Source organism: Pseudomonas rhodesiae (genome assembly GCF_007858255.1).
GTDB lineage: Bacteria > Pseudomonadota > Gammaproteobacteria > Pseudomonadales > Pseudomonadaceae > Aquipseudomonas > Aquipseudomonas rhodesiae.
The window spans coordinates 101,122-125,708 of the sequence record NZ_VFEU01000013.1; the positions used below are offsets into that span (position 1 = coordinate 101,122).

A 24,587-nucleotide genomic window follows, 5' to 3' on the forward strand; every position below is an offset into this window, starting at 1 on the left:
AGGGATTATTCGCGATCTTCGGCGACCCTGTTCAACCCCGCGGCGCTATGCAGCAGGGGGGCATATACACGCCACACTCATTTGTGGTGAACAGGCTTGCCCTGTGCTGGGCTGCGGAGCAGCCCCATTCCAGACGCTGTGGTTTTATCGGGCACACCGAGGGGCTTGGTTTTGGGGCCGCTTCGCAGCCCAGCGCGGGGCAAGCCCGCTCACCACAAAAATCGCATTTTCTCAGGTTATGTTTTCACCGAGGATGTGTGGGTATCGAGGTTGGACCATTCAAGGGGATGGGGTGGAGGCTTACCACCATTTCCAACGGCCCTGTTTTTTCAGGGCCGCGATGATGGCTTCGCGCTTGTGGCGGATTTCGACCATTTTGTGGCGCAGTTCGCGGCAGCGGTTGCTGTTGAGGATCAAAAGGCCGATCAGGGGGCTGAGCAGGCAGAGGGAGTAAAGGTAGGCGTTGGGGCGGTAGGCGATACTGGGAAGTGCTACCAGCAGACAGGCGAGGTATATCGCGACGTTTACCCAGACCCAGTGGATGCGACCGTATAGCACTTCAATCTGTGCAACGGAAAACACCACGCTCATCGCCACTCCGCCAAAAAACCAATTACGCAACGAAGAAGCTTCTGGGGCTTCTGAAAGATAGGTAACCATGATCAGGACGCCAGTCAGGGCAATGCTAAAACACCCGGAAAGCAACCACCCACCGAAGACCAACATGTAACGTCTACGCCATGGTCGTGGATCTTCTATATAAAACTTAGCGTAGAAGAAATCCCTTCCACTCAACGCTTTCGAGTCTGGCAAGCTAACGCTAGTGTCATGGCCTAACTTCTCCAAGGCTTTCAACGCCTTTTGCTTTTTCATTGGCCGAGTTCTTCATAGATGCCGACGGCGAAAGTCCGAGCGTTTCCTGACGTAGCGCTGCTCGTGAACCCTGCGGCTGCAGCCCATACATCTCTTATGTGATTGGCGGTGGCTTGTCGCATTTGCGCCGCACTGATGCGTTTGGTGGCTGTTCCTGCGGCTTGTTTCAGCTTGAGCAGTTTCGTTGTCAGTCGTGGGTCGTGGATTCTAAGCAGCTCATCATTGAGCTTTGCCCGTTCCTGCCGGGTGAGCCCTCTCAGCACGTCCCGAATGGGTTTACCCGTTACTTTCTTAGTCAAGTTGACAGTTCTTATTGTCGTCAGGGCGGACGTAGCAACTCCCAGCAAGGCGATGCCATCCAGCACAGCGACCGTGGCTTGATACCAAGCCTCGCTGTCGAGCCGATCAATAGCCTGCCGATTGAATGCTTCAACACTCGTTCTGCTTAATCCGATAAAACATTGCGCGGTACTGGCCACTGCTGCCGCTTTAGCGGTAAAGGAAATAATTGCACTTGCACCGGCGGTGAACGGCATCAACGCAACTCCGCTCCAGATCACCGTCCAGCTCAGTATCGCCCCCGCACACGTTACCGTCGTATTCAGCGCCTCACCCACTAATTTAGATTCCCGCGGTTCATGCTCCAGCATTCGCTTGAACTCCACCGGCCCCACATACCGGGGCGCCTCCCGCAATACCACTTTGATCGGCTGCACAGTGCAAATCGCCTGGAACTCGCGCAGCGTTACCACGTTGAAGTCCGCATCGATGTACACCACCCCTGCGCCAATCAGCACAGGGTCGGCATCGATGACGTGGAACAATCGACGCAGGTCGATGCTGCTTTCAATGCGTTGGCGGGTGGTGCGGTGGGCCGAGGGGAATCCATCCTTGAACAAGGCGGTCGTCATTCCTTAACTCCTGGGTTTTTGGGGAGTCGAGAGGGTAAAGATGCAGCGGCGCAAATTAATGTCGGACGTTTCGCCTTTTCAAGACAGGTGCTTCTCGATCCCGCATTCCCATCTTGTGAGCGCCGCCCTGGTTCGAGAACAGTGCGCCCCACGTCACTTGCGACGCACAACACGACAAGGAGCCAATATGGCAGTCGATATGTTTTTGAAACTGGGCGATATCAAGGGTGAATCACGGGACCAGGCCCATCGCGATGAGATTGATATCTCCGAGTGGGCGTGGGGGTTGTCGCAGACCGGCTCGATGCACTCAGGCACCGGAGGGGGCGCGGGCAAGGTCAATATTGCCAACCTGAACCTGAAAAAGCCGCTGGATAAATCCAGCCCCAACCTGATGATGGCCTGTGCCAGCGGCAAGCATTATCCCGAAGCACGATTGGTGGTGCGCAAAGCGGGCGGTTCCAGCCCTGTGGAGTATCTGGTGATCACCCTGAAGGAAGTGATGGTGGTGTCTTACGGCACCGGTGCCAATAGTCAGGACGATGTGCTCTTCGACAGCATCGCCTTGAATTTCGCCACCGTCGACGTCAGCTACCAACCGCAGAAAGCCGATGGCGCCAAGGAGGGTGGGCCGGTGAAGTTCGGCTGGAATATCCGGCAGAACGTGAAGGCCTGAAGCCGCTCTCATATCGGCGAAATACGGCAGTATCAACGCAAATCTCAAAGACTGGCTCATAACGCTGTGGTGAGCTGGCTTGCCCTGCGCTGGGCTGCGCAGCAGACCCTCGACAGCACACCGCGTTTCTCACGCAGGCGATGCCCAAGGCGTGCGCAACTCTGAGAATCGCCCCAACAGGTTGAAACGGTGATTATCAGCCTTGTCGTCATATGACTTTGCTTTCGCGAGACTGACTCATCTACCCGCAAAACCACGTTGACAGCGTCAACACGGCCCGATATAAAAGTCGCAGTTGTACGACGACATATGACGTTACATATGTCCTATCTAACAAAAATAAAAAGTGATGCCATGAATCTAAGCGAGCCCATCAACGCCCATCGTGTCGGCCAGGCCGTCGGCAACTATCGTTGGACTATCTGCGCGATGCTGTTTTTCGCCACCACCGTCAACTACCTCGATCGCCAGGTGCTGAGCCTGCTGGCCCCGCAGTTGTCGACGCAGTTCGGCTGGAGCAATACCGATTACGCCAACATCGCCGCCGTGTTCCAGTTCGTGTACGCGATTTCGATGCTGTTCGCCGGGCGCTTTGTCGATAAGATCGGCACCAAGGCCGCTTATGTGATTGCCATCGGCATCTGGTCCACCGGCGCGATCATGCACGCGTTTTCCGTGCCGATGGGCGAGGGCATCGCCGCTATCAGCGGTGCTATCGGCCTGGCAGTGATCCCGGTGTCGATCGCCGGTTTTATGCTGTCCCGCGCGGTACTGGCCATTGGCGAGGCGGGTAATTTCCCGATTGCGATCAAAGCCACTGCCGAATACTTCCCCAAGAAAGAACGCTCCCTAGCCACTGGTATCTTCAACTCCGGTGCCAACGTCGGTGCGATCCTGGCGCCGATCTGCGTGCCGCTGATCGCCGGTTTGTGGGGCTGGGAAGCGGCATTCATGGTGATCGGCATGCTCGGTTTCGTGTGGGTGGCGGTCTGGGTCGGGCTGTATAAAAAGCCTGAGGATCAGAAGCGCCTTTCGGCCGAGGAGTTGGCTTACATCCGTAGCGACCAGACCGTGCAGCCGTTCGCCACTGCACCGGCCACTGGCAAAAAAGTCTCGTGGTTCAGGTTGCTCACCTACCGCCAGACCTGGGCCTTTGCCTTCGGCAAGTTCATGACCGACGGCGTGTGGTGGTTCTTCCTGTTCTGGCTGCCCACCTACCTGGCGGCGCAATACGGCATGAAAGGCGCCGATATCGTGATGCCCCTGGCCGTGCTGTACAGCATGACCATGGTCGGCAGCATCGGCGGCGGCTGGTTCCCCAGCTACTTTATGGCCCGTGGCGACGCGCCTTATGACGGCCGCATGAAGGCCATGCTGGTGATCGCACTGTTCCCGCTGGTGGTATTGCTGGCGCAGCCTTTGGGCTACATCAGCTTCTGGGTGCCGGTACTGTTGATCGGTGTGGGCGCCTCGGCGCACCAGGCATGGTCGTGCAATATCTTCACCACGGTTTCCGACATGTTCCCGCAAAAGACCGTCGCCTCCGTGGTCGGTATCGGCGGCATGGCCGGTGGGCTGGGTGGGGTGGTGATGACCAAGATCGGCGGCTGGGTGTTCGACTATTACAAGTCCATCAATGACATCCACACCGGCTACATGATCATGTTCGCGATCTGCGCCCTGGCTTACCTCACCGCGTGGAGCGTGATGAAAGCGCTGGTGCCGCGCCACAAGGAAATCACTGACCTGTAAGTGAACCTGCCGGAGCGGTTGGACCGCTCCGGCAGTGCGCGATCAACGGTTGCGCGTTACCCGCCACACGGTGTTGGCCAAGTCATCGGCGATGATCAATGCGCCTTTCGGATCCACCGTCACCCCCACTGGGCGCCCTCGGGTTTTGCCATCTTCCCCGCGAAAACCGGTGGCGAAGTCCACGGGCTCGCCCGCCGGTTTACCGTCCTTGAATGGCACGAAGATCACTTTGTAGCCCACCGGCTGATCGCGGTTCCAACTGCCGTGCTCGCCGACGAACACACCGTCGGCAAAGCGTTCGCCCATGGCCGGGATGGAAAAGTCCACGCCCAGGGCGGCCACATGGGAACCCAGGCTGTAGTCGGGTTTGATCGCCGCCGCGACCTTCGCCGGGTTCTGCGGTTGCGCCCGTGGGTCGACGTTCTGGCCCCAGTAGCTGTAGGGCCAGCCGTAGAACGCGCCTTCACGTACGGAGGTGAGGTAATCCGGCACCAGGTCGGGGCCGAGTTCGTCGCGTTCGTTGACGACTGTCCACAATTGCCCGGAATCCGGTTGGATCGTCAGCGCGGTGGGGTTGCGCAAACCGGTGGCGTAGGGTTTATGCGCGCCGGTCTGGGCATCGATCTGCCAGACCATGGCACGGTCGATCTCCACTTCCATGCCCCGCTCGGTGATGTTGCTGTTGGAACCGATCCCCACATACAACTGACGACCGTCGGCACTCACCGCCAGGGATTTGGTCCAGTGGTGGTTGATCTGCGCCGGCAGGTCGGTGACTTTGACCGGCGCGCCGCTGGCCTTGGTCTGGCCATCGCTGTAGTCGAACCGCACCAGCGCATCCTGGTTGGCCACGTACAGTTTGCCGTCGGCGAAGGCCAGGCCGTAGGGCGCGTTGAGGTTATCGGCGAATACGGTCTTGAGTTCATAAGTGCCATCGCCGTCGGCGTCGCGCAGCAGCGTCAGGCGGTTGCCGCTCTTGACCTGGGTGTTGCCCTGGGCCTTGATCACGCTGGCGATCACGTCCTTGGGCTTGAGCTTGGCCGCGCTGCCGCCACGGCCTTCTGCGACAAGGATATCGCCGTTGGGCAGCACCAGGGTCTGGCGTGGGATGGCAAGGTCAGTGGCGATTGCCGTGATGCTGAAACCCTCCGGTACGGTGGGTTTCTGCTCGCCCCATGGGGTTGGCTCGGCGATTTTCATGCTCGGCAGCAGGCTGCTCTGTTGTTCCGGCAGTTTGGGGTCGGGGCCGCGGGCCTGGGTTTTGTCGCCTTCGGCGCCGCAAGCGCTCAGCAGCAGGGCGGCGCTGAGCACGGTCAATGGGAAGCAGGTTTTCATCGGGCACCTCCGGTGCGCAGGCCGGTCCAGGTGGCGAGGATCGCCAGCACGGTCACAATGGCCGACAGCACCAGGCCGGCGGGCATCATGGCGTAAGCGTCCTTGGCGTGCTGAAACGCATCGATCAACCCCAGCACCCAAGTGACCAACAGCAGCACATAAACGACGGGCCGCCCGGCTTTGTGGGTCGCGCGCAGCAGGTTGACCAACGCGAACAGCAGCGCCAAACCACAGAAGACCAGCGCACCGGCAATCAGCCAGGACGCGAAGTTGGCCCACTGAATCTGAAAGGTCTGGGCGTAGGCAATGTCACTGAGCAACGCGCCCAAAAATAGCGGCACGCCGCCGGCCAGCAAGGTCGCGTGCAACGGACCTGGCCGACTATCGGGGTAGGTGGGGAGGGTGGTCATAGGGTAAGCGGCTCCTTACTTGTTCGGCGCCCTGGGCTCAGGGGTGCGATGACTTCGCATAGGAAAGGAACGCGTCATTTGTAGGAAAGTTCATAGATGTTATGCCGAGGATACGTGTCGAAATATTATGAACCGCGTTGCGTGTTCCTCGGCCCAAGCCCTTATGATCTCGCCCTCACTCAGCCCAGGCCCTTCCATGACCCACCCTCGCATCGGCTTTGCCTGCCAATACAAGCACCCCGACCGCCAGCTCTCGACCGGTGCCCTGAAACTTATCGAAGGTCCATTCAACCCGCGTACCACCACGTTGCGCTGGATGGACAGCGTCGACCCCAGCGTCGCCCGCGACAAATTGGTGGAGGTGGTCACCCACAACCTGGCGGCGCAATTGCAGCTGTTGGCGTACGTCGCCACGCTGCCGCCGACCCTGCGCATGTTGCGCCTGAGCAGCGATCTGCTGCCGTTTTACAGCCACCCCAAAGTGGCGGGCGTCTACCGCGACCCGGCCATCCAACAGCAACTGATCGAAGGCTTCGCCGCCATCGGCGAGTTGGCGCGGGCCTCGGACATTCGCCTGTCGTTTCATCCCGGCCAGTACTGCGTGCTCGGCTCGGAAAACCCCAATGTGGTGGAAAACAGCGTGGCCGAATTTGAGTACCACGCCGATATGATCCGCATGATGGGCTATGGCCGGCGCTTCCAGGATCTCAAATGCAACGTGCATATCGCCGGCCGCCTGGGCGTGGAAGGTACACGCGCGGTGTGGGCGCGGCTGTCGGAGGTGGCGCGTCACTGCATTACCTTCGAAAACGATGAAAAGACCTACGGCCTGGATCACTGCCTGCAAGTCGCCGATCTGGCCCCGGTGGTACTCGATATCCACCATTGCTGGATTCATGAGCAGGCCTATATCGACCCCGATTCCCCACGGGTCGCCCGGGTGATCGACAGCTGGCGCGGCGTGCGCCCGACCATGCACTACTCCCAGCCTCAAGAGCGTCTGCAAGACCTGGGTTTTGACGCCGAACGCAAGCTGGAGATGGATGCGCTGTTGCAGGTGGTGTCCAAGCGTGACCTGTACGCCCATAGCGAACAGATGTGGAACCGCTGGACCAACGACTACGCCCTGCAGTTCCTGGATCGCTTCGACATCATGCTGGAGGCCAAGGATAAGAACGTGGCATCGTTGGCGTTCTACGAGTATTGGCAATCCCAGGCCACGTGAAGACAAAGGAGTTTCCTCCCATGCCCACTCTGCACCTGTTGTGCGGCAAGATCGCCTCCGGCAAGTCCACACTGGCCAGGCGCCTGGTGGCTGAACACCGTGCGATCCTGCTCAGCGAAGACACGTGGCTGGCGCAACTGTACCCCGGTGAAGTGTTGTCCATCGCTGACTACCTGCGCTGTGCGCAACGCATGCGTGGGGTGGTGGGGCCACTGGTAATCGACCTGCTCAAGTCCGGCGTCAATGTGGTGCTGGATTTTCCGGCCAACACCCTGGCCAATCGCGAATGGCTGTTGAGCCTGGCCCACAGCGCCCAAGTGCCGCACTGCCTGCACTACCTGGAACTGGACGACGCCACCTGCCGCGCCCGCCTGCATGCGCGCAATGCCGGCGGCGAACACGACTTTGCCGCCACCGACGCCGAGTTCGACCTGATCACCCGGCACTTCTGCGTGCCGAGCGAGGCTGAGGGGCTGGTGATTGAAGTGCATCGGCCGTGAGCGTGTCAGCGTCACAAGGCCTGGACACCGAGGGTTTTATCCTCACCGTGGCGCAGGTGCCTGTACAGGCTGAGTATCAGTCGGTGTTGGCGGATGCCTGCTCACTGCTGTCGCAGCAAACGTTGGGGCTCGATGGCTTGTACGTTTACGGCAGCGTCGCACGGGGTGACGCGACGCCCGGCCAGTCCGACCTGGACCTTACACTGGTACTGCGCGAGCCGCAGACCCCGCAGGTAGCAGAGCAATTGGAACGCGTTCGCCGTGAACTTGAACGGCGTCACCCGCACGTCACCAAAGTCGACTTCGATATCGGCGAGCGCGCGCAGGTCATGGCGGTTGAAAACCGCAACCTTTGGGGGTTTTGGCTCAAGCATCAGTGTCGTTGTATTTGGGGCAATGACCTCTGCGTCCATTTCGAGCGGTTTCGCCCATGCCGTGAAATCGCGCTGGCGTTGAATGGTGACGTCTATTCGGTATTGAACAGCTATATCTGCGCTATTGGGCAAACGGTTATCGAGGCGGATCGGCTGCGCTTGCAGCGTGAAGCGTCACGCAAACTGATCAGGGCGACGCAGATATTGCGCTCGGAAGCGGCAACGATGTGGCCACAAACACTGGAAGAGCATGTGGCGATGTTCCTCCAGAGCCACCCGGCGATGGTCACCCAGGTAGCGTTCTTTCTGTTTGAAGCGCGCAACCCTGGCGCCGCGGGCGATCAGTTCTGCGCGCGGCTGCAGGTATTTGTGGAGTGGTTGGTTTCACAGCAGCGCGAAACCCTCCTCAGGACTTAAACCGCCCCACCAATCCATTCAACTCATCCGACAGCTTCGACAGGCGCCCTGAGTCATCCTGGGCCGAGTTGGCCAGGCTTTCCACCAAACGTGCTTCGTCGTAGATCTGCTGGATATGCCGGTTGATCTCTTCAGCCACGCTGTGTTGTTCCTCGGCGGCGGCAGAGATTTGCAGGTTCTGGTCGCGGATTTCGTTGACCGAGGTCTGGATGCCTTCGAAGCTGTCCCGCGCGTTTTCGATGGACGACACGCTGGCTTTGGACAGGTCCATGCAGCTGTCCATCTTCTGGGTGACTTCCTGGGTTTTGCTTTCCAGGGTGCCGAGCAGGTGCTCGATCTCGCCCGTGGAGTCGGAGGTGCGCTTGGCCAGGGCGCGGACTTCGTCGGCCACCACGGCAAAGCCGCGGCCCTGGTCGCCGGCACGGGCCGCTTCGATGGCAGCGTTGAGGGCCAGCAGGTTGGTCTGTTCGGCAATCGCGCGGATGGTGCCGAGGATTTGGTTGATGCTGCGGCTGCCGGCCTCCAGCTCGACCATGGCCTGGGACGACTCGCTCAAGCGGCGGCCCAGGCGGTTGACGTTGTCGGTGGTCGCTTCGATCTGTTGTTTGCCCTCGGCCACGCGGCGGTGGCCATTCTCGGCGGATTCGGCCGCGCCGCTGCAGGAGCGGGCGACTTCGTTGGCGGTGGCCACCATTTCATTGAATGCAGTGGACACCAGTTCTACCGCCTCGCGCTGGCGACCGGCAGCCTCGTTCATGTTGTGGGCCACCTCGCTGTTGACCTTCGACGCGTTATGCAGGTTGGCCGAGGCCGCGCCGATGTGCTGGATCAACTGGCGAATGGCGGCGAGAAACTTGTTGAACCAGCCGGCCAGTTCGGCAGTTTCGTCCTTGCCGTGTACCCGCAGCTCATGGCGCAAGTCGCCTTCGCCCTCGGCAATCGACTGCAAGCCGGTGCTGACCTGGCCGATCGGCTTGACGATCACTTTGGAGAACGCTGCGGCGATCAGGCCGAAAATCAACACCAGCACGCCGACGATGATGGCGGTGAGGTAGGTCATGCGCGTGGCCTCGGCCATCACTTCGCTTTTTTCGATCAGGCCGATATAACGCCAGCCCAGGCCGGGAGAAGTCCACACGTTGGCCATGTAGCGCACGCCGTCGATCTCCACTTCGGTGGAGCCTTGCGTGGTTTGCGCCAATTGCGCGTAGGCCGTACCCAAGTCTTTCAGCGGTTTGAAGTTGTGGGCGGCGTCCCGTGGGTCGACCAGCACCACGCCGTCCTCAATCAACATCACGTAACCGCTGTCGCCGAGCTTGATGCTCTTGACCAGTTCGGTCAGGTTCTTCAGCGACACGCTGACCACGAATACCCCTTTGGGTTTGCCAGCGCTGTCGAGCATGGCGCGCGCGGTGCCTACCAGGGCCACGTCGTCTTTATCGTAGTAATAGGCCGGCGTGCGCACGGTCTTGCCGGGGCTGGCCATCGCCGCTTTGTACCAGGGGCGTGCGCGCGGGTCGTATTTGGCCAGTTGCGGATCGTCCGGCCATTTGGCGTAGGTGCCGTCCTCCAGACCGATGGACAGGATCGCCGCCGCCGGGTGGGTGGCGCCATAGCGGGCGAAGCGCTCGATCACCGTTTGCGCTTCGGCGGGCAGCGGTTGGGCGGCCGCGTCGGCGGGTTGGTAATTCTTTAGCGTGTTGACCGAGGTGTATACAGAATCCGTGGCCATTTGATCGACGTTCTGCAGCGTGCCGTCGAAGAACTGGCGGATATTGCCATCGATCTGGCGGATTTCCCGGGTACTGCCGTCGATGAACTGATCCACCGCCTGAGTCCGGGTGTTCATCACTGAGATGACGGCCACCAGGCTCACTGGGATAAACGCAACCGAAACAAAAGCCAGCACAAGCTTATTTTTTATTTTCATCGAGACGACCATCAGCGTGGAGGGCGGCCAAATCGCCACGCCCCTGAACAGGGCGAGGCGATTTGCTATCACTGCTGTTTCGGCGCGCTCTTGGTAAACCTTTAGGGTTTTTTGTACACAATACAATCAACGATTGTTCTGTATCCAATCAGTAAACATCACGCAGATAGCGTTTTTGCTCACTCAGTTGGCGCCAGTAGTCCACGGCGTGCTCCGGGCCCAGCCCGCCGTGGGTTTGCGCGATCTGGCGCAGCGCCTGGTCAACATCCTTAGCCATATGGGTGGCGTCTCCGCAGATGTACACCTTGGCGCCGTCCTGCAGCCAGCGCCACAGCTCGGCGCCTTGCTCGCGGATGCGGTCCTGCACATAGATTTTTTGCGCCTGATCGCGGGAGAACGCCAGGCTCAGGTGGGTGAGCAGGCCGTCGCGCTGCATGCCTTGCAGCTCGTCTTGGTAATAAAAGTCGCTGGCGGCGTACTGCTCGCCGAAGAACAGCCAGTTACGCCCCGGGTGCCCGAGGGCGCGGCGCTCCTGCAAAAACGCGCGAAACGGCGCCACGCCGGTGCCAGGGCCGATCATGATCATCGGCACATCGCCGTCGCTGGGGGGGCGGAAATGTTTGGACGGCTGCACGAACACCGGCACTTCACCGTCGCCGACGCGGTCGGCGAGAAAGGTCGAGGACACGCCTTTGCGTTTGCCATAGCGCACGGCCGCGACGGTCAGGTGGACTTCACCGGGATGGGCCTTGGCGCTGGACGCAATCGAGTAGAGACGCGGTTGCAGACGCCGCAGGGTGCCCAGCAGCTCGTCCGCCGAGCACTCAATGGGGTAGGCGTGTAGCACGTCCGCCAGTTGCCGACCCCACAGCCAGTCGTTCAATTCGGCCTTGTGCTCGGGCCGTAATAACTGCTCAAGCCCTCCATCGGCGCTGCGCTCGGCGATAAACGCCAGGGTCTCGCTGCTGGGCCGGGCGATTTCGAAGTGCTGGGTCAACGCCTGTTGCAGCGAGACCTCGCCGAAGGTGTCGATAGTGACGCTGGCCGACGCCTTCAGACCGGTCAAGTCGAGCAGTTCGTGGACCAGTTCGGGGCAGTTGCGCGGCCGCACGCCGAGGGCATCGCCGGCTTCATAGCTGAGCCCGGAGTCGGCCAGGTCCAGGGCGAACTGGCGGGTTTCTTTATGGCGGCTATGGGGGTTGAGATGGCGGTTGAGCAGCAGGCGCGAACCGTACAGCTTGGTCTTGCCCGCGGGCGTGGCGGCTGCCGGCGCCTTGGCCGGGTTGAGGCTGTGCTGCAAGCGCAGCAGCCAGGCATCGGCGTGCGTTTGGAATTCGGTGTCGCAATCGACGCGCTCCAACAGGCGGGTGGCGCCCAGCTCCAGCAGGCGTTGATCAAGGCGTTTGCCGTGCTTGCAGAACTGCTCGTAGTTCGGATCGCCCAGGGCCAGCACCGCAAACCGCAGGGACTCCAGGCGCGTCTCGACACGGCCGAGGCTGTGCCAGAAACCTGCGCCATTGTCCGGTGGGTCTCCGTCGCCGAAGGTGCTGCTGATCAATGCCAGGTTCTGGGTGCTTGCGAGTCGGCTCGCTGGGAAATCCGCCATTGCGCTCAGCTCGACGCTGATCCCAGCCTCACGCAGGCGCTGGGCACAGCGCTCGGCCAATGCTTCGGCATTGCCGGTCTGGGAGGCCCACAGCAAGGTCACGGCGGGAGAGGCGGGCAGTGTGCCGACACTGGCCGGCGAGGCGCGACTGAACAGCCCGCCGAGCAAACCGTCGACCCACAGCCGCGCCTCGTCGGCCAACGGCGCCGTGGGCGGTAGCACCGGCACACCACCGGCGTGGCGTGGGTTGTCGGCGCGCAGGCCGCTGACAAAGCCGGCGAGGTAGGTGCGTTCGCTGTCGCTCAGTGGCGGCGGGATGACGCTACGCAGGCCAGCGATTTCGGCGAAGGCGTCGATGCGCGACATGGCGGGTTCCGTTGCGCAAAGGGGAAGGTCGGTGGTCGCCTGGGTGGGCGAGTCGAGGAACTGATGGTCGATCAGCTCGACACGTTCCAGGGTGACGGCGCAGCACTTGAATTCCGGCTGCAGCGACATCGGGTCGACCGCATCCGAAGTCACCGCGTTGATCGCCAAATGTTCGCCAAACACGTCGTTCCAGTGAAAGGGCGCGAAACATTGGCCCGGTTGCACGCGGTCGCTGATCAACGCAGGCAACACGGCGTGGCCGCGCCGCGAACGCACTTGCACTGGCTGCTTGGTCTGAAGGCCCAGGCGCGCGGCGTCATCGGGGTGGATCTCGACAAAGGGGCCGGGGTTGAGTTTGTTCAGCGTGGCGACTTTGCCGGTCTTGGTCAGGGTGTGCCATTGGTGCTGCAAGCGACCGGTGTTGAGCACGAACGGGAAGGCATCGTCGGGCAGCTCCGCCGGTGGCAGGTGCGGGCGCGCAAAGAACTGACCTTTGCCGCTGGCGGTGGCGAAGCGCAACGTGCCGTGTGCGAGGTAGCGGATCGGGTTGCGCGGCGCCGACTCGGCCGATGCCAGCGGCCATTGCAGCGGTGTCTGGCGCAGACGCTCATAGCTGGCGCCGCGCAGGTCATAGCCGGTGGCGGGGTTGCAGGCGCGTTTGAGTTCTTCGAACACCTCACTGGCGTCGGCGTAGGTGAACGCCTCGGCATAGCCCATTGCACAGGCGACGCGGGCGATGATCTGCCAGTCGGCCAGGGTGTCGCCCGGCGGCTGTACGGCTGGTTGCATCAGGGTCAGGTTGCGCTCGGAGTTGATCATTACCCCTTCGGCTTCGGCCCACAGCGCGCCGGGCAAGAGGATGTCGGCATAGCGGTTGGTTTCGGTGTCGAGGTACGCGTCCTGGGTGATCACCAGGTCGGCGGCCTGCAGCCCATCGATCACGGTTTGTCGGTTCGGCACGCTGGCCACCGGGTTGGTGCAGATGATCCAGCAGGCTTTGATCTGCCCGGCGGCCATTTGCTCGAACATCGCCACGGTGCCGTCGCTGGCCTGCCGCGGCAGGCGGTCGGCGGGGATCTGCCACAGGTCTTCGATAAAGGCGCGGTCGGCGTCCACCAGCATCGAACGTTGCCCCGGCAGGCCCGGGCCCATATAACCCATCTCGCGCCCGCCCATGGCATTGGGTTGGCCGGTGAGGGAAAACGGCCCACTGCCCGGGCGGCAGATGGCGCCGGTGGCCAAGTGCAAGTTGCACAGCGCGTTGGTGTTCCAGGTGCCATGGGTGCTCTGGTTGAGGCCCATGGTCCAGCAACTCATCCACTCGGCGGCCTCGCCGATCCAGGTGGCGACCTGGCGAATGTCGTCTTCGGCCAGGCCGGTGATGGCGGCGACCTGCTGCGGTGAATAGTCCTCCAGGAACGCGGGCATGACCTCCCAACCTTCGGTGAAGGTGGCGATAAAGGCCGGGTCGGTGTGGCCGTTTTTCACCAGCAGGTGCAGCAAGCCGTTGAGCAATGCGAGGTCGGTGCCGGGGTTGATCGGCAAGTGCAGGTGCGCCTTGTCGGCGGTGGCGCTGCGCCGTGGGTCGACCACGATCAACTTCGCCCCGGCCTTGACCCGGTCCATCATGCGCAGGAACAGGATGGGGTGACAGTCGGCCATATTGGCGCCGATCACGAAGAACAGGTCGGCGCGGTCGAAGTCTTCATAGGAGCCCGGCGGCCCGTCGGAACCCAGGGACAGTTTGTAGCCGCTGCCGGCGCTGGCCATGCACAGCCGTGAATTGGATTCGATATGGCGGGTGCCCACAAAACCCTTGGCCAACTTGTTGACCAGGTATTGGGCCTCCAGTGACATCTGCCCGGAGACGTAAAACGCCAAGGCATCGGGGCCATGTCGCTCTAGCACGTTGCGCAGGCGCCCGGCCGTCTTGGCGATGGCCTCGTCCATGGCGATGCGTACCGGGTCGCGGTCGCGGGCCTGGCGCAAGTAAGCGTTTTCCATGCGCCCGGACTCGGCAATGGCTTGCCCGCAGGTAGTGCCCTTGGTGCACAGGCGCCCGGCGTTGGTGGGGTGGTCAGGGTCGCCGATCACCTTGACCACTGTGTTGTCCTGGACCTGCATGACGATGCCGCAGCCCACGCCACAATAGGGGCACACACTGCGTACGTGTTGGTTTGCCATCGATAACCCTCGAACCTTTTCTGCCCGGCAAAAAAAAGCGCCGCGTAACCCTCCGTTGGAAACGGGGATTACACGGCGCCTTTGTCGTGGATGGGCAATCAGCGTTGACTGCTCTGTTGCGCTGTACCTAGCAAGCGGCGCGCCATGTTTCTGCACAGGCCTTACTGACGGTGCCGACGGCGCTTGCTGCTGTTGTGCCGACGCGCGGAAGCAAGCGTCCCGTGCCCTTTTATGACGCGCCGCGCACCAGTTGGAGGCGTGATCGCAAGGCTTGAACCGGTGTAGATGCCGTGAGTACGGGGTCGCGACAGGTTGGCACAGAGCCTGCAAGATCCCCGACAACCCCCTTCGGTCAACGACGATCGACAACATGGGCAATAGCGGTGGAATCGGCGAAGTCGTCCGATGCCAACCGTATAAGAACAGGCAAAGACGCCTGGAACCGTAAGGTTTCAGGCGTTTTTTTTTGCTTTTTTTCAAACCGTGATGAGCTTTGTCGGGTGCTTATATGAACGCCAATAACGCCAGTTTGAACCAGCTGCAAACCCTGATCGTCGTCGGCAATGGCATGGTCGGTCATCACTGCGTGGAGCAGTTGATCGAACGCGGCGCGCTGGATCACTACCAACTGCATGTGTTCAGCGAAGAGCCGATGCGTGCCTATGACCGCGTGCATTTGTCCGAGTACTTCACCGGCCGCGATGCCGAGTCGCTGGCGTTATCCGACGCGGCGTTGTACCAGACGCCGGGGGTGACCTTGCACCTTGGCGTTCAAGTGCTGGATATCGACCGCACCCAGCGCCAGGTGGTCACCGCCCAGGGCCGCGTGACCTACGACAAACTGGTGCTGGCCACCGGTTCGTACCCGTTTGTGCCGCCCATCGAAGGCGCCGAAGGTGACTCGCGCCTGGTGTACCGCACCCTGCAAGACCTCGACGCTATTCGTGCCGCCGCTGCCAATGCGCGGCGCGGCGTGGTGGTCGGCGGTGGGTTGCTCGGCCTGGAGGCGGCCAACGCCCTTAAAAGCCTCGGCCTGGAAGCCCATGTGGTGGAATTCGCGCCGCGCCTGATGCCGGTGCAACTGGATGACTTCGGCGGTTTGGCGCTCAAGGCGCAGATCGAACGGCTGGGCGTTGGCGTGCATTTGTCGCGTGCCACGCAATCGATCAGCGCCGGTGAGCAATACCGCTATCGCATGAATTTCGCCAACGACGAATTTCTGGAAACCGACCTTATCGTGTTTTCCGCCGGTATCCGCGCCCAGGACGCCCTGGCGCGCCAGGCCGGGCTGGAAATCGGTCCGCGCGGCGGGGTGGCGATCAACGACGAATGCCGGAGCTGCGACCCGCATATCTATGCAATCGGCGAGTGTGCCTCGTGGAACGGCAGCCTGTTCGGCCTGGTTGCGCCCGGCTACCAGATGGCCCGTGGCGTGGCGGCGCTGCTGTGCGGGCAGGGCGCCGAGCCGTTTGTAGGCGCGGATATGTCCACCAAGCTCAAGTTGCTTGGCGTGGATGTGGGCTCCATCGGCGATGCCCACGCCCACACACCGGGCGCGCGCAGCTATCAGTTTATCGACGAGGCCACCGCCAGCTACCGCCGCCTGGTGGTGGACGCGGCCGGCAAGCAGGTGATCGGCGCGGTGTTGGTCGGCGACAACAGCTACTACGACACGCTGCTGCAATATCTGCAGAACGGCATCGCCTTGCCGGCCGAGCCCGCCAGCCTGATCCTGCCGTCGTCGGCCGGCGCACCGACCCTCGGCCCTGGCGCGTTGCCGGAATCGGCCACGGTGTGTTCCTGCCACAACGTCACCAAAGGCGCGATCTGTGCGGCCATCGATGGCGGCTGCGGCGACCTCGGCGTGCTCAAGGCGCAGACCAAAGCCTGCACCGGCTGCGGTGGCTGCGCCGGGCTGCTTAAGCAGGTGTTCGAACATGAGCTGGTGGCCCGTGGCGTCAGTGTCGATAAGAGTCTGTGCGAACACTTCGCCTATACCCGCCAGGAGTTGTACGCCCTGGTGCGCGTGGAAGGGGTGATCACGTTCGACGAACTGTTGGCCAAGCATGGCCGTGGCCACACCGGCTGCGATGTGTGCAAACCAGCGGTGGGCTCGATCCTGGCGTCGTGCTGGAACCAGCCGATCTTGGACCCGTCGCTGGTGCCGTTACAGGACACCAACGACACGTTCATGGCCAATATGCAGAAGAACGGCACCTACTCGGTGGTGCCACGGATTCCGGGGGGCGAGATCACTGCTGAGAAGCTGATCGTGATCGGCGAGGTGGCGAAGAAATACAACCTCTATACCAAGATCACCGGTGGCCAGCGCATCGACCTGTTCGGCGCGCAACTGCACGAACTGCCGGATATCTGGGGCGAGCTGATCGCCGCCGGTTTCGAGACGGGGCATGCGTATGGCAAGTCCACGCGTACGGTCAAATCCTGCGTCGGCAGCACCTGGTGCCGTTACGGCGTGCAAGACAGCGTGAAAATGGCGCTGCTGATCGAGGACCGCTACAAGGGCCTGCGCTCGCCGCACAAGCTCAAGTTCGCGGTGTCCGGCTGCACCCGCGAATGCGCCGAAGCCCAGAGCAAGGACGTGGGCGTGATCGCCACCGAGAAGGGCTGGAACCTCTACATCGCCGGCAACGGCGGCATGCGCCCACGGCATGCCGAACTGTTCGCCACCGACCTCGACGACGCCACGCTGATCCGCTACATCGACCGTTTCCTGATGTTCTACATCCGCACCGCCGACAAGCTGCAACGCACTTCGGTCTGGCGAGAAAGTCTGGAAGGCGGGCTGGATTTCCTCAAGGACGTGATCTTGCACGACAGCCTGGGTTTGGGCGCCGAGCTGGAGGCGCAGATGCAACTGGTGGTCGACCGCTATGAATGCGAATGGGCCAACGCCCTCAAGGACCCGGAAAAACTCAAACGCTTCCGCACCTTCGTCAACGACAAGCGCCCAGACCCGGACATCCACTTCGTCCAGGAACGCGGCCAGCGCCGTCCGATCATGGCCGCCGAACTCAACCTGATTGCTGTTACCGAGGAACTTGCCTGATGAGCCAGTCCAATACCCAACGCACACTTGCCACTTGGAAAAACGTCTGCAATGAGGGCGACCTGGTGCGCAATTCCGGCGTGGTGGTGTGGCTTGATGGCGCGCAAGTCGCGCTGTTCTACCTGCCTGACGCCGAAGCGCAGACGCTCTACGCCATCGACAACCACGACCCGGAGTCCGGCGCCAACGTGATCGGCCGTGGCCTGGTGGGCAACATCAAGGGTGAGCTGGTGGTGGCCGCGCCGATCTACAAACAGCATTACCGCTTGCAGGACGGCCAGTGCCTGGAAACCCCGCACCAACGCCTGCGGGTATGGCCGGCGCGGTTGAAGGGTGGGGTGGTGGAGGTGCAAGTGTCTTGCTGAATCCTGACCTACACAGAGCCCAAGGTGGGAGGGGGCCTGCCCCCGATCAAGGTGGCTCAGTAATGGATAAGCCAGCTGACACGCCGCCATCGGGGGCAAGCCCCCTCCCACAGTTTTTATCTGCATCTGGCTTGATGCTGGGCGGAGCTGGACTGCTGCAAACCTAGCCTTTGAAACGCAATGAGCCCAGACAGCACAGAACCCAATGTGGGAGGGGGCTTGCCCCCGATCAGGTTGGTTCAGTCATGGATAAGCCAACTGACACGCCGCCATCGGGGGCAGGCCTCCTCCCACAGTTTTATCTGTGCCGGACTTGGTGTCGGGTGCGGAGCTGGACTGCTGCAAACCTAGCCTTTGAAACACAATGAGCCCAGACAGCACAGAGCCCAATGTGGGAGGGGGCTTGCCCCCGATCAGGTTGGTTCAGTCATGGATAAGCCAACTGACACGCCGCCATCGGGGGCAAGCCCCCTCCCACAGTTTTTATCTGTGCCGGGCTTGGTGTCGGGGGGGGGGGCGGAGCTGGACTGCTGAACCTAGCCTTTGAAACACAATGAGCCCAGACAGCATAGAGCCCAATGTGGGAGGGGGCTTGCCCCCGATCAGGCTGGCTCAGTAATGGATAAGCCAGCTGACACGCCGCCATCGGGGGCAAGCCCCCTCCCACAGTTTTATCTGTGTGGGACTTGTTGTCGGCTAACGGTTCCATGGCATCCCCTTCGCGTCAGAAGCACGCAACATAGCAGCGCACCCGCGCGCATCAACAGCGATTTGTTCACGGTTTGCCTTTACACTGCGGCCCCCGGATTTCAGCAAGGATGCTTTACATGCGTTCGCTCGTCAGCGCAGTGCTTGTCTCTACGATGTTCGCGGCCCCGGCCATGGCCGAACCCCGCTCGTTTTCGCTGAATGACCCCAGCGGCCAGTTTCTTGTCGAAGTGCTGTTCCCGGATGTGCCGCAGGACTTGCAGCAACTGGCGCCGGCGCTGATCACGCTGCGCGACAAAACCTCCCTGGCGATCCTCCAGCAATTTTCCACACCCGCCGCCGGAGTGCCGCTCGATGGCGACGGCAAGACCCTGGACTGGCGCCTGGTCGGCGAAGACGGCGTGGTGTATTTCGCCGATATCGACCGGGACGGCCGCCAGGACCTGGCGATTCGCAACGGCGACGGCGCCGATGCAGGCTTTCAGTCGAACTACGATGTGTACCTGCAAGACCCCCAGCAACCGCGCTGGGTGCTCAACCGCCCCCTCACGGACCTGGCGAACGAGACCTCCGGCGGCATGTTCTCGGTCACCCCCAAGGACGGCATCATCCATTCGCAGACCGACCGTGGCTGCTGCTGGACCCGCGCCAGCCGTTGGCAAATGCGCAACGGCGAGCTGGTACGACTCAGCGCGTATACGCAGCAGGAAGTACCGGCCAGCGACGATGACGACACCAGCATGCCCAAGGGCTACATGCTGCGCACCACTGGCGAATGGAAGGACGGCCAATGGCACGAAACCCCTCGGTTGGAAGGGCCGGTCAACGAAGACCCACAGATGCTCGCCGGCACCCTCAACGGCAAGATCCCGGTGCAGCTCTGGTATCAGCAGCAAGGCGAGGTACTGATCGGCGAAGTGCGCTACACCAAAAGTGGCAGTGGCAAGCCGATCAAACTGGTGGGGTCGATAGGCGACTACGACGACAAACCCTTCGTTTACCTGCACGAATCGACCGAGGATGGGCATCAGACCGGCACCTGGCAGATCACCCGCGCTAGCGTCGAACCGTTCGATTACAGCGGTGCCTGGGTCAGCAGCGGCAAGAAGGGCGCGTCTGAGCTGACGGTGCAATTGCACGCCGTGGACCGCGAGCCGGAGTACGCCAAGTACGGCGACGTAGCCCGCGACCAACGCAGCGGCCACTATCAGATGCGCGACGACTACCTGGGTCGCGACGGTGACCTCGACCTGAAGATCCTGCCGCAGCGCGACGCCCAAGGCCGGGAAGTGGCTGAATTCAGCGTGACCCTCAACGACACCGGCACCGGCAAACCCATTGTCACCACGCAACAGCGTGTGCCGATGGAAACCGACAACCTGATCATTGTGCGCGCACCCCTGGCCGCCAAAGGCACTGGCCCGTACCACATTCAGTTGGTAAAAGATTTTGCGGTGATCAAGCACAACGCGGAGCCGGACTTCCCCGACTACCTGACGGGGATGTATCGCCGGCAGCCTTGACGCTGCCTTGGATGCATCCCCGCGCACCGCTGCAGGTTTGGCCTAGCGATTGAACCGCTCAACCAACGCGTACTGAGTAGACGCGGTGTCGGTCAGCTCCTTGCTCAGGGTTGTCGATTGACGGGCCTGCACCGAGGTCTGATCGGCCAGCTCGGCAATGGTGGTGATATTGCGGCTGATCTCTTCGGCCACCGCGCTTTGCTCTTCGGTGGCGGCGGCGATCTGGGTGGTCATGTCGGTGATATGGGACACCGCCTCACTGATGCCTACCAATGCCTGGTCGGCCTCCAGCACCCACGCCACGCCTTCCTGGGCTTGGCGCTGGCCGTTCTGCATGCTTTGCACGGCGTTGTTGGAGGACGCCTGCAACTGCGTGATCAGCCCATGGATCTGAGTGGTCGATTGCGTAGTGCGTTGGGCCAGCTGACGGACTTCGTCGGCCACTACGGCAAAGCCGCGCCCCTGTTCACCGGCGCGGGCTGCTTCGATGGCGGCGTTGAGGGCCAGCAGGTTGGTCTGGTCGGCGATGCCTTTGATCACATCGACCACGCTACCGATTTCATCGCTGTCGCGGGCCAGTTGCGCCACGGTGACGCCGGTCTCGCCGACCACCGCCGACAAACGCTCAATGGCCTGGCGAGTATCGCGCGCCACGTCGCGGCCACGGCCGGTCAATACGTTGGCTTGCTGGGTAGCGTCGGCGGTGCGTTGCACATGGCTGGCGACCTCCTGAGTGGTGGCGGCCATCTGGTTGACGGCGGCCGAGACCTGTTCGGTCTCCACGCGCTGACGGTCCAGGCCCCGGGAGCTGGCGGAAGCCAGTTGGTCGGATTGAACGGCCAGGGTGCTGAGTTGTTCGGCACTGTCCTGCAGGCGGGTGAGGCACGTTTTCAGGCGTGCGTTCTGGCTCTGGAAGGCGGTTTCCAAACGTGCCTGCGGGCCGCGAGCGTCGCTGTACATCTGCGCGATCAACGCATCGGAGGTGGACGGCTCGACCCCTTGCAGCAGGCGCAAGGTGCTGCCATGGCGCGCGCTCGAACAAAGCAGGCCGATGGGCACCGCCACTGCCACGGCGACCGCGACCGCCACTGGCGCACTGAGAAACAACCCGGCCAGGCTGCCGGCAATACCGCTGGCCATATAGGGCACGCAGCTCAATAGACGGGGCAGCCAGGCGTCTTGGCGCGGTACAGCGGTTTTGCCTTGGCTGATCCGTTGATAGAGGGCCTGGGCGCGGCGGATTTCATCGGCGGTGGGCTTGACCCGCACCGACTCGAAACCGACCACCCGGCTGCCGTCGAATATAGGCGTGACGTAGGCGTTGACCCAATAATGGTCGCCGTTCTTCGAGCGGTTCTTGACGATGCCCATCCAGGGCAAGCCCTGTTTGAGCGCGCTCCACATGTGCGCGAATACGGCCGGCGGAACGTCGGGGTGACGCACGATGTTCTGGGGCGCACCGATCAGATCGTCACGTTCAAAGCCGCTGATTTCGACAAAGGCATCGTTGCAGTAAGTGATCATGCCCTGCACATCGGTGGCGGAGATGAGTTTCTGCTGCGGCGCGAGGGAAATCTCGCGTTGTGTTACGGGCTGATTGTTGCGCATTCCGACTACTCCATGGTTGCACTGAGTCCATCGGCGGCAAGTCACAAAAAATTAATACTCATTTGGTAATTGCCCTGCCGTCGGTCAAAAGCCTGAAACTTCCCGAGGAAAAACCCCATAATGGCGGCCATTTTTGTTTAGCCGTTATTCTGGTGTGCCCGCATGGAAATTAAGGTCAACTTTCTCGACAACCTCCGGCTTGAAGCCAAGTTCGATGACTTCACGGTGATTGCCGACCAGCCTATTCGCTACAAAGGCGATGGCTCGGCCCCGGGCCCCTTCGATTACTTCCTGGCGTCGTCGGCGCTGTGTGCGGCGTACTTCGTGAAGCTGTACTGCCAGACGCGCAATATCCCCACCGAAAATATCCGCTTGTCGCAGAACAACATCGTCGACCCGGAAAACCGCTACAACCAGATTTTCAAGATTCAGGTCGAGTTGCCGGCGGACATCTCCGATAAGGACCGTCAAGGCATCCTGCGTTCCATCGACCGCTGCACCGTGAAGAAAGTGGTGCAGGCCGGGCCGCAATTCGTGATCGAAGAAGTAGACAACCTCGACGCCGACGCCCAGGCCTTGTTGATGCCCAGCGCGTTGTCCGACGGCGGTACCTATATCGCCGGTAAGGACCTGCCGCTGGAACAGACCATCGCCAATATGTCCGGCATCCTGGCTGACCTGGGCATGAAGATTGAAATCGCGTCGTGGCGCAATATCGTGCCGAACGTGTGGTCGCTGCATATCCGCGATGCTCACTCGCCGATGTGCTTCACCAACGGCAAGGGCGCGACCAAAGAGAGCGCTCTGGCATCGGCCCTGGGCGAGTTCATCGAGCGGCTCAACTGCAACTTCTTCTATAACGACCAGTTCTGGGGCGAAGAGCTGGCCAACGCGGCGTTCGTGCATTACCCCGATGAGCGCTGGTTCCAGCCCGGCCCGAACGATGAACTGCCGCCGGAAATCCTCGACGCCTATTGCCTGAAGGTCTACAACCGCGATGGCGAACTGCGTGGCTCGCACCTGTTCGACACCAACTCCGGCAACGAGGCGCGCGGCATCGTATCGCTGCCGTTCGTGCGTCGCTCCGATGACGAGGTGGTGTATTTCCCGTCCAACCTTATTGAAAACCTCTACCTCAGTAATGGCATGAGCGCCGGCAATACCTTGGCCGAAGCCCAGGTGCAGTGCCTGTCGGAGATCTTCGAGCGGGCGGTGAAGCGCGAAATCATCGAAGGCGAATTCGCCCTGCCGGACGTGCCTGCCGAGGTGCTGGCCAAGTACCCGAACATCCTGGCGGGTATTCAGGGTTTGGAGGCCCAGGGTTTCCCGGTGCTGGTCAAGGACGCGTCCCTGGGGGGTGAATTCCCGGTGATGTGCGTGACCCTGATGAACCCGCGCACCGGCGGCGTGTTCGCCTCGTTCGGCGCGCACCCGAGCCTGGAAGTGGCGCTGGAGCGCAGCCTCACCGAACTGCTGCAAGGCCGCAGTTTCGAAGGCCTGAACGACCTGCCGCAGCCGACCTTCGAAGGCCAGGCGGTGACCGAACCGAACAACTTCGTCGAGCACTTTATCGACTCCAGCGGCGTGGTGTCGTGGCGCTTCTTCAGTGCGCAGTCGGATTACGAGTTTGTCGAATGGGACTTCTCCGGCCAGGGTGAAAATTCCAACGCCGAGGAGGCCGCGACACTGTTCGGCATTCTCGACCATATGGGCAAAGAGTCCTATATGGCGGTGTACGAACACCTCGGTGCTACGGCTTGTCGGATCCTGGTACCTGACTATTCGGAAATCTACCCGGTGGAAGATCTGATCTGGGACAACACCAACAAGGCCCTGTTTTTCCGCGCCGATATCCTCAACCTGCACCGCCTGGACGATGCAGAACTGGAGGCGTTGGTTGAGCGCCTGATCGAAAGCGAACTGGACGATTACACCGACATCACTACCCTGATCGGCATTGAGTTCGACGACAACACCGCGTGGGGCCAACTGACCATCCTGGAACTGAAACTGCTGATCTTCCTCGCCTTGCGCCAATACGAAGAGGCCAAGGAGTGCGTGGAGATGTTCCTGCAATACAACGACAACACCGCCGAGCGCGGGTTGTTCTACCAGGCGCTCAACGCCGTGCTGGAGATGGAACTGGACGACGATCTGGAACTGGCGGACTACGAAGTTAACTTCCGGCGCATGTTCGGCGACGAACGCATGGACGCCGTGATCGGCTCGGTCAACGGCAGCGTGCGCTTCCATGGCCTGACTCCGACCAGCATGAAGCTCGAAGGGCTGGACCGGCACTTGCGCCTGATCGACAGCTACAAAAAACTGCATAGCGCGCGAGCGGCGGTGTCCATCCGATAAGTCTTTCGCGCAGTTTGCTTACCAAAAAAAGCAGGCTCGCCGCGATGAGTGTGTCTTGCCCCGATTCCTTGTGGTCAGCATAAAGATAGGTGGCACCGCGCTTCCCTGTGGTCAGCATAAAGATTGGTGGTACCGCGCCACCCGGTGGTGAGCAAGCTTGCTTGCGCTGGGCTGCGCAGCGGCCCCAAAGCCGGGCGGTGGGTTTGACCTGAAAGGACGCGGTGGGTGGGAGAGGGCTGCTGCGCAGCCCAGCGCGGGGCAAGCCCGCTCATACATGGACGCCCCCAGTATGCCAAGCACTCAATTCGTGAAAACACAGACGGGATAAGGTTGCAGCCATACATCCGGACTTTAAGTGAGGCGGTGCCTCTGTCCCTGATGGAATTCGCTGAT

The 24,587-nt window shown here is 61.5% G+C and carries 16 protein-coding genes and 1 pseudogene; 9 read left to right on the top strand and 8 right to left on the bottom strand.

The genetic code is table 11. The features are described from left to right. Positions 1 to 300 precede the first annotated feature (300 nt). The gene (locus FIV35_RS19180) at positions 301 to 873 is read right to left on the bottom strand and encodes a hypothetical protein (protein ID WP_052198960.1); all 573 of its coding nucleotides are present in this window, start codon (positions 871 to 873) and stop codon (positions 301 to 303) included. Then, positions 870 to 1,784 (bottom strand): Ssp4 family T6SS effector, encoded by a 915-nt coding sequence (gene ssp4 / locus FIV35_RS19185; protein WP_034138283.1) that lies wholly within the window; start codon positions 1,782 to 1,784, stop codon positions 870 to 872. Before ssp4 ends, FIV35_RS19180 begins: the two co-directional genes overlap by 4 nt. Positions 1,785 to 1,971: 187 nt before the next feature. Here ssp4 and FIV35_RS19190 point away from each other — a divergent pair, with 187 nt between their 5' ends. Both FIV35_RS19190 and FIV35_RS19195 read left to right on the top strand, forming a co-directional pair. Continuing rightward, positions 1,972 to 2,460, top strand: coding sequence for an Hcp family type VI secretion system effector (locus FIV35_RS19190; RefSeq protein ID WP_034096079.1), 489 nt, complete (start codon positions 1,972 to 1,974; stop codon positions 2,458 to 2,460). Between the two features lie 354 nt (positions 2,461 to 2,814). Then, positions 2,815 to 4,212, top strand: coding sequence for an MFS transporter (locus FIV35_RS19195; RefSeq protein ID WP_034098152.1), 1,398 nt, complete (start codon positions 2,815 to 2,817; stop codon positions 4,210 to 4,212). A gap of 42 nt (positions 4,213 to 4,254) precedes the next feature. Here the strand turns inward: FIV35_RS19195 and FIV35_RS19200 are convergent, their stop codons facing one another. Continuing rightward, complete coding sequence (locus FIV35_RS19200) at positions 4,255 to 5,547, bottom strand: PQQ-dependent sugar dehydrogenase (RefSeq protein ID WP_034138282.1); 1,293 nt, start codon at positions 5,545 to 5,547, stop codon at positions 4,255 to 4,257. Next, positions 5,544 to 5,957, bottom strand: coding sequence for a DUF2231 domain-containing protein (locus FIV35_RS19205; protein ID WP_034138281.1), 414 nt, complete (start codon positions 5,955 to 5,957; stop codon positions 5,544 to 5,546). The genes FIV35_RS19200 and FIV35_RS19205 overlap by 4 nt, the downstream gene beginning before the upstream one ends. A gap of 196 nt (positions 5,958 to 6,153) precedes the next feature. Between FIV35_RS19205 and FIV35_RS19210 the strand changes: the two genes are divergently transcribed. Genes FIV35_RS19210 through FIV35_RS19220 form a run of 3 tightly spaced genes read left to right on the top strand, consistent with a single transcriptional unit; the run spans position 6,154 to position 8,473 of the window. Beyond that, complete coding sequence (locus FIV35_RS19210) at positions 6,154 to 7,182, top strand: UV damage endonuclease UvsE (RefSeq protein ID WP_034138280.1); 1,029 nt, start codon at positions 6,154 to 6,156, stop codon at positions 7,180 to 7,182. Positions 7,183 to 7,202: 20 nt separating this feature from the next. After that, the gene (locus tag FIV35_RS19215; protein ID WP_034138279.1) at positions 7,203 to 7,682 is read left to right on the top strand and encodes a P-loop nucleotide/nucleoside kinase family protein; all 480 of its coding nucleotides are present in this window, start codon (positions 7,203 to 7,205) and stop codon (positions 7,680 to 7,682) included. Beyond that, a complete protein-coding gene (locus FIV35_RS19220) occupies positions 7,679 to 8,473 on the top strand; it encodes a nucleotidyltransferase domain-containing protein (RefSeq protein WP_034138278.1) in 795 nt (264 codons plus the stop codon). The genes FIV35_RS19215 and FIV35_RS19220 overlap by 4 nt, the downstream gene beginning before the upstream one ends. Here FIV35_RS19220 and FIV35_RS30345 read toward each other — a convergent pair. The 3 genes and pseudogenes from FIV35_RS30345 to FIV35_RS19230 all read right to left on the bottom strand — a co-directional run bounded on the left by FIV35_RS30345 (position 8,463) and on the right by FIV35_RS19230 (position 14,559). After that, on the bottom strand, positions 8,463 to 9,230 hold the full coding sequence (locus FIV35_RS30345) for a methyl-accepting chemotaxis protein (RefSeq protein WP_376782731.1): 768 nt from the start codon (positions 9,228 to 9,230) through the stop codon (positions 8,463 to 8,465). The two genes, FIV35_RS19220 and FIV35_RS30345, sit on opposite strands and share 11 nt — an antisense overlap. A gap of 87 nt (positions 9,231 to 9,317) precedes the next feature. Continuing rightward, positions 9,318 to 10,415, bottom strand: a pseudogene (locus FIV35_RS30350) (cache domain-containing protein); the annotation flags it as partial. Between the two features lie 136 nt (positions 10,416 to 10,551). Beyond that, positions 10,552 to 14,559 (bottom strand): bifunctional nitrate reductase/sulfite reductase flavoprotein subunit alpha, encoded by a 4,008-nt coding sequence (locus FIV35_RS19230; protein ID WP_034138276.1) that lies wholly within the window; start codon positions 14,557 to 14,559, stop codon positions 10,552 to 10,554. Between the two features lie 508 nt (positions 14,560 to 15,067). On the opposite strand from FIV35_RS19230, the gene nirB reads away from it, so the two are divergent. The 3 genes from nirB (at position 15,068) to FIV35_RS19245 (ending at position 20,225) form a co-directional block, all read left to right on the top strand. Beyond that, a complete protein-coding gene (gene nirB / locus FIV35_RS19235; RefSeq protein WP_034138275.1) occupies positions 15,068 to 17,629 on the top strand; it encodes a nitrite reductase large subunit NirB in 2,562 nt (853 codons plus the stop codon). Further along, positions 17,629 to 17,994 carry a nitrite reductase small subunit NirD gene (gene nirD, locus FIV35_RS19240; RefSeq protein ID WP_034138274.1) on the top strand — a complete coding sequence of 122 codons (366 nt, stop codon included), beginning with the start codon at positions 17,629 to 17,631 and terminating at the stop codon, positions 17,992 to 17,994. Before nirB ends, nirD begins: the two co-directional genes overlap by 1 nt. Positions 17,995 to 18,821: 827 nt before the next feature. Next, on the top strand, positions 18,822 to 20,225 hold the full coding sequence (locus FIV35_RS19245; RefSeq protein ID WP_034138273.1) for an XAC2610-related protein: 1,404 nt from the start codon (positions 18,822 to 18,824) through the stop codon (positions 20,223 to 20,225). 42 nt (positions 20,226 to 20,267) lie between these two features. Here the strand turns inward: FIV35_RS19245 and FIV35_RS19250 are convergent, their stop codons facing one another. Next, positions 20,268 to 21,833, bottom strand: coding sequence for a methyl-accepting chemotaxis protein (locus tag FIV35_RS19250; protein WP_034138272.1), 1,566 nt, complete (start codon positions 21,831 to 21,833; stop codon positions 20,268 to 20,270). Positions 21,834 to 21,995: 162 nt separating this feature from the next. Here FIV35_RS19250 and FIV35_RS19255 point away from each other — a divergent pair, with 162 nt between their 5' ends. Continuing rightward, entirely contained in the window at positions 21,996 to 24,194 is a 2,199-nt protein-coding gene (locus tag FIV35_RS19255) for an OsmC domain/YcaO domain-containing protein (protein WP_034138271.1), read from the top strand. The last annotated feature ends 393 nt before the right edge of the window (positions 24,195 to 24,587 follow it).

Coding starts and splice junctions, on each gene's coding strand:
- FIV35_RS19230 (WP_034138276.1), bottom strand. CDS start 14,559: ATGGCAAACCAACACGTACGCAGTGTGTGCCCCTATTGTGGCGTGGGC.
- FIV35_RS19190 (WP_034096079.1), top strand. CDS start 1,972: ATGGCAGTCGATATGTTTTTGAAACTGGGCGATATCAAGGGTGAATCA.
- FIV35_RS19205 (WP_034138281.1), bottom strand. CDS start 5,957: ATGACCACCCTCCCCACCTACCCCGATAGTCGGCCAGGTCCGTTGCAC.
- nirB (WP_034138275.1), top strand. CDS start 15,068: ATGAACGCCAATAACGCCAGTTTGAACCAGCTGCAAACCCTGATCGTC.
- FIV35_RS19245 (WP_034138273.1), top strand. CDS start 18,822: ATGCGTTCGCTCGTCAGCGCAGTGCTTGTCTCTACGATGTTCGCGGCC.
- FIV35_RS19210 (WP_034138280.1), top strand. CDS start 6,154: ATGACCCACCCTCGCATCGGCTTTGCCTGCCAATACAAGCACCCCGAC.
- FIV35_RS19200 (WP_034138282.1), bottom strand. CDS start 5,547: ATGAAAACCTGCTTCCCATTGACCGTGCTCAGCGCCGCCCTGCTGCTG.
- FIV35_RS30345 (WP_376782731.1), bottom strand. CDS start 9,230: ATGAACGAGGCTGCCGGTCGCCAGCGCGAGGCGGTAGAACTGGTGTCC.
- FIV35_RS19250 (WP_034138272.1), bottom strand. CDS start 21,833: ATGCGCAACAATCAGCCCGTAACACAACGCGAGATTTCCCTCGCGCCG.
- FIV35_RS19255 (WP_034138271.1), top strand. CDS start 21,996: ATGGAAATTAAGGTCAACTTTCTCGACAACCTCCGGCTTGAAGCCAAG.
- FIV35_RS19180 (WP_052198960.1), bottom strand. CDS start 873: ATGAAAAAGCAAAAGGCGTTGAAAGCCTTGGAGAAGTTAGGCCATGAC.
- nirD (WP_034138274.1), top strand. CDS start 17,629: ATGAGCCAGTCCAATACCCAACGCACACTTGCCACTTGGAAAAACGTC.
- FIV35_RS19215 (WP_034138279.1), top strand. CDS start 7,203: ATGCCCACTCTGCACCTGTTGTGCGGCAAGATCGCCTCCGGCAAGTCC.
- ssp4 (WP_034138283.1), bottom strand. CDS start 1,784: ATGACGACCGCCTTGTTCAAGGATGGATTCCCCTCGGCCCACCGCACC.
- FIV35_RS19195 (WP_034098152.1), top strand. CDS start 2,815: ATGAATCTAAGCGAGCCCATCAACGCCCATCGTGTCGGCCAGGCCGTC.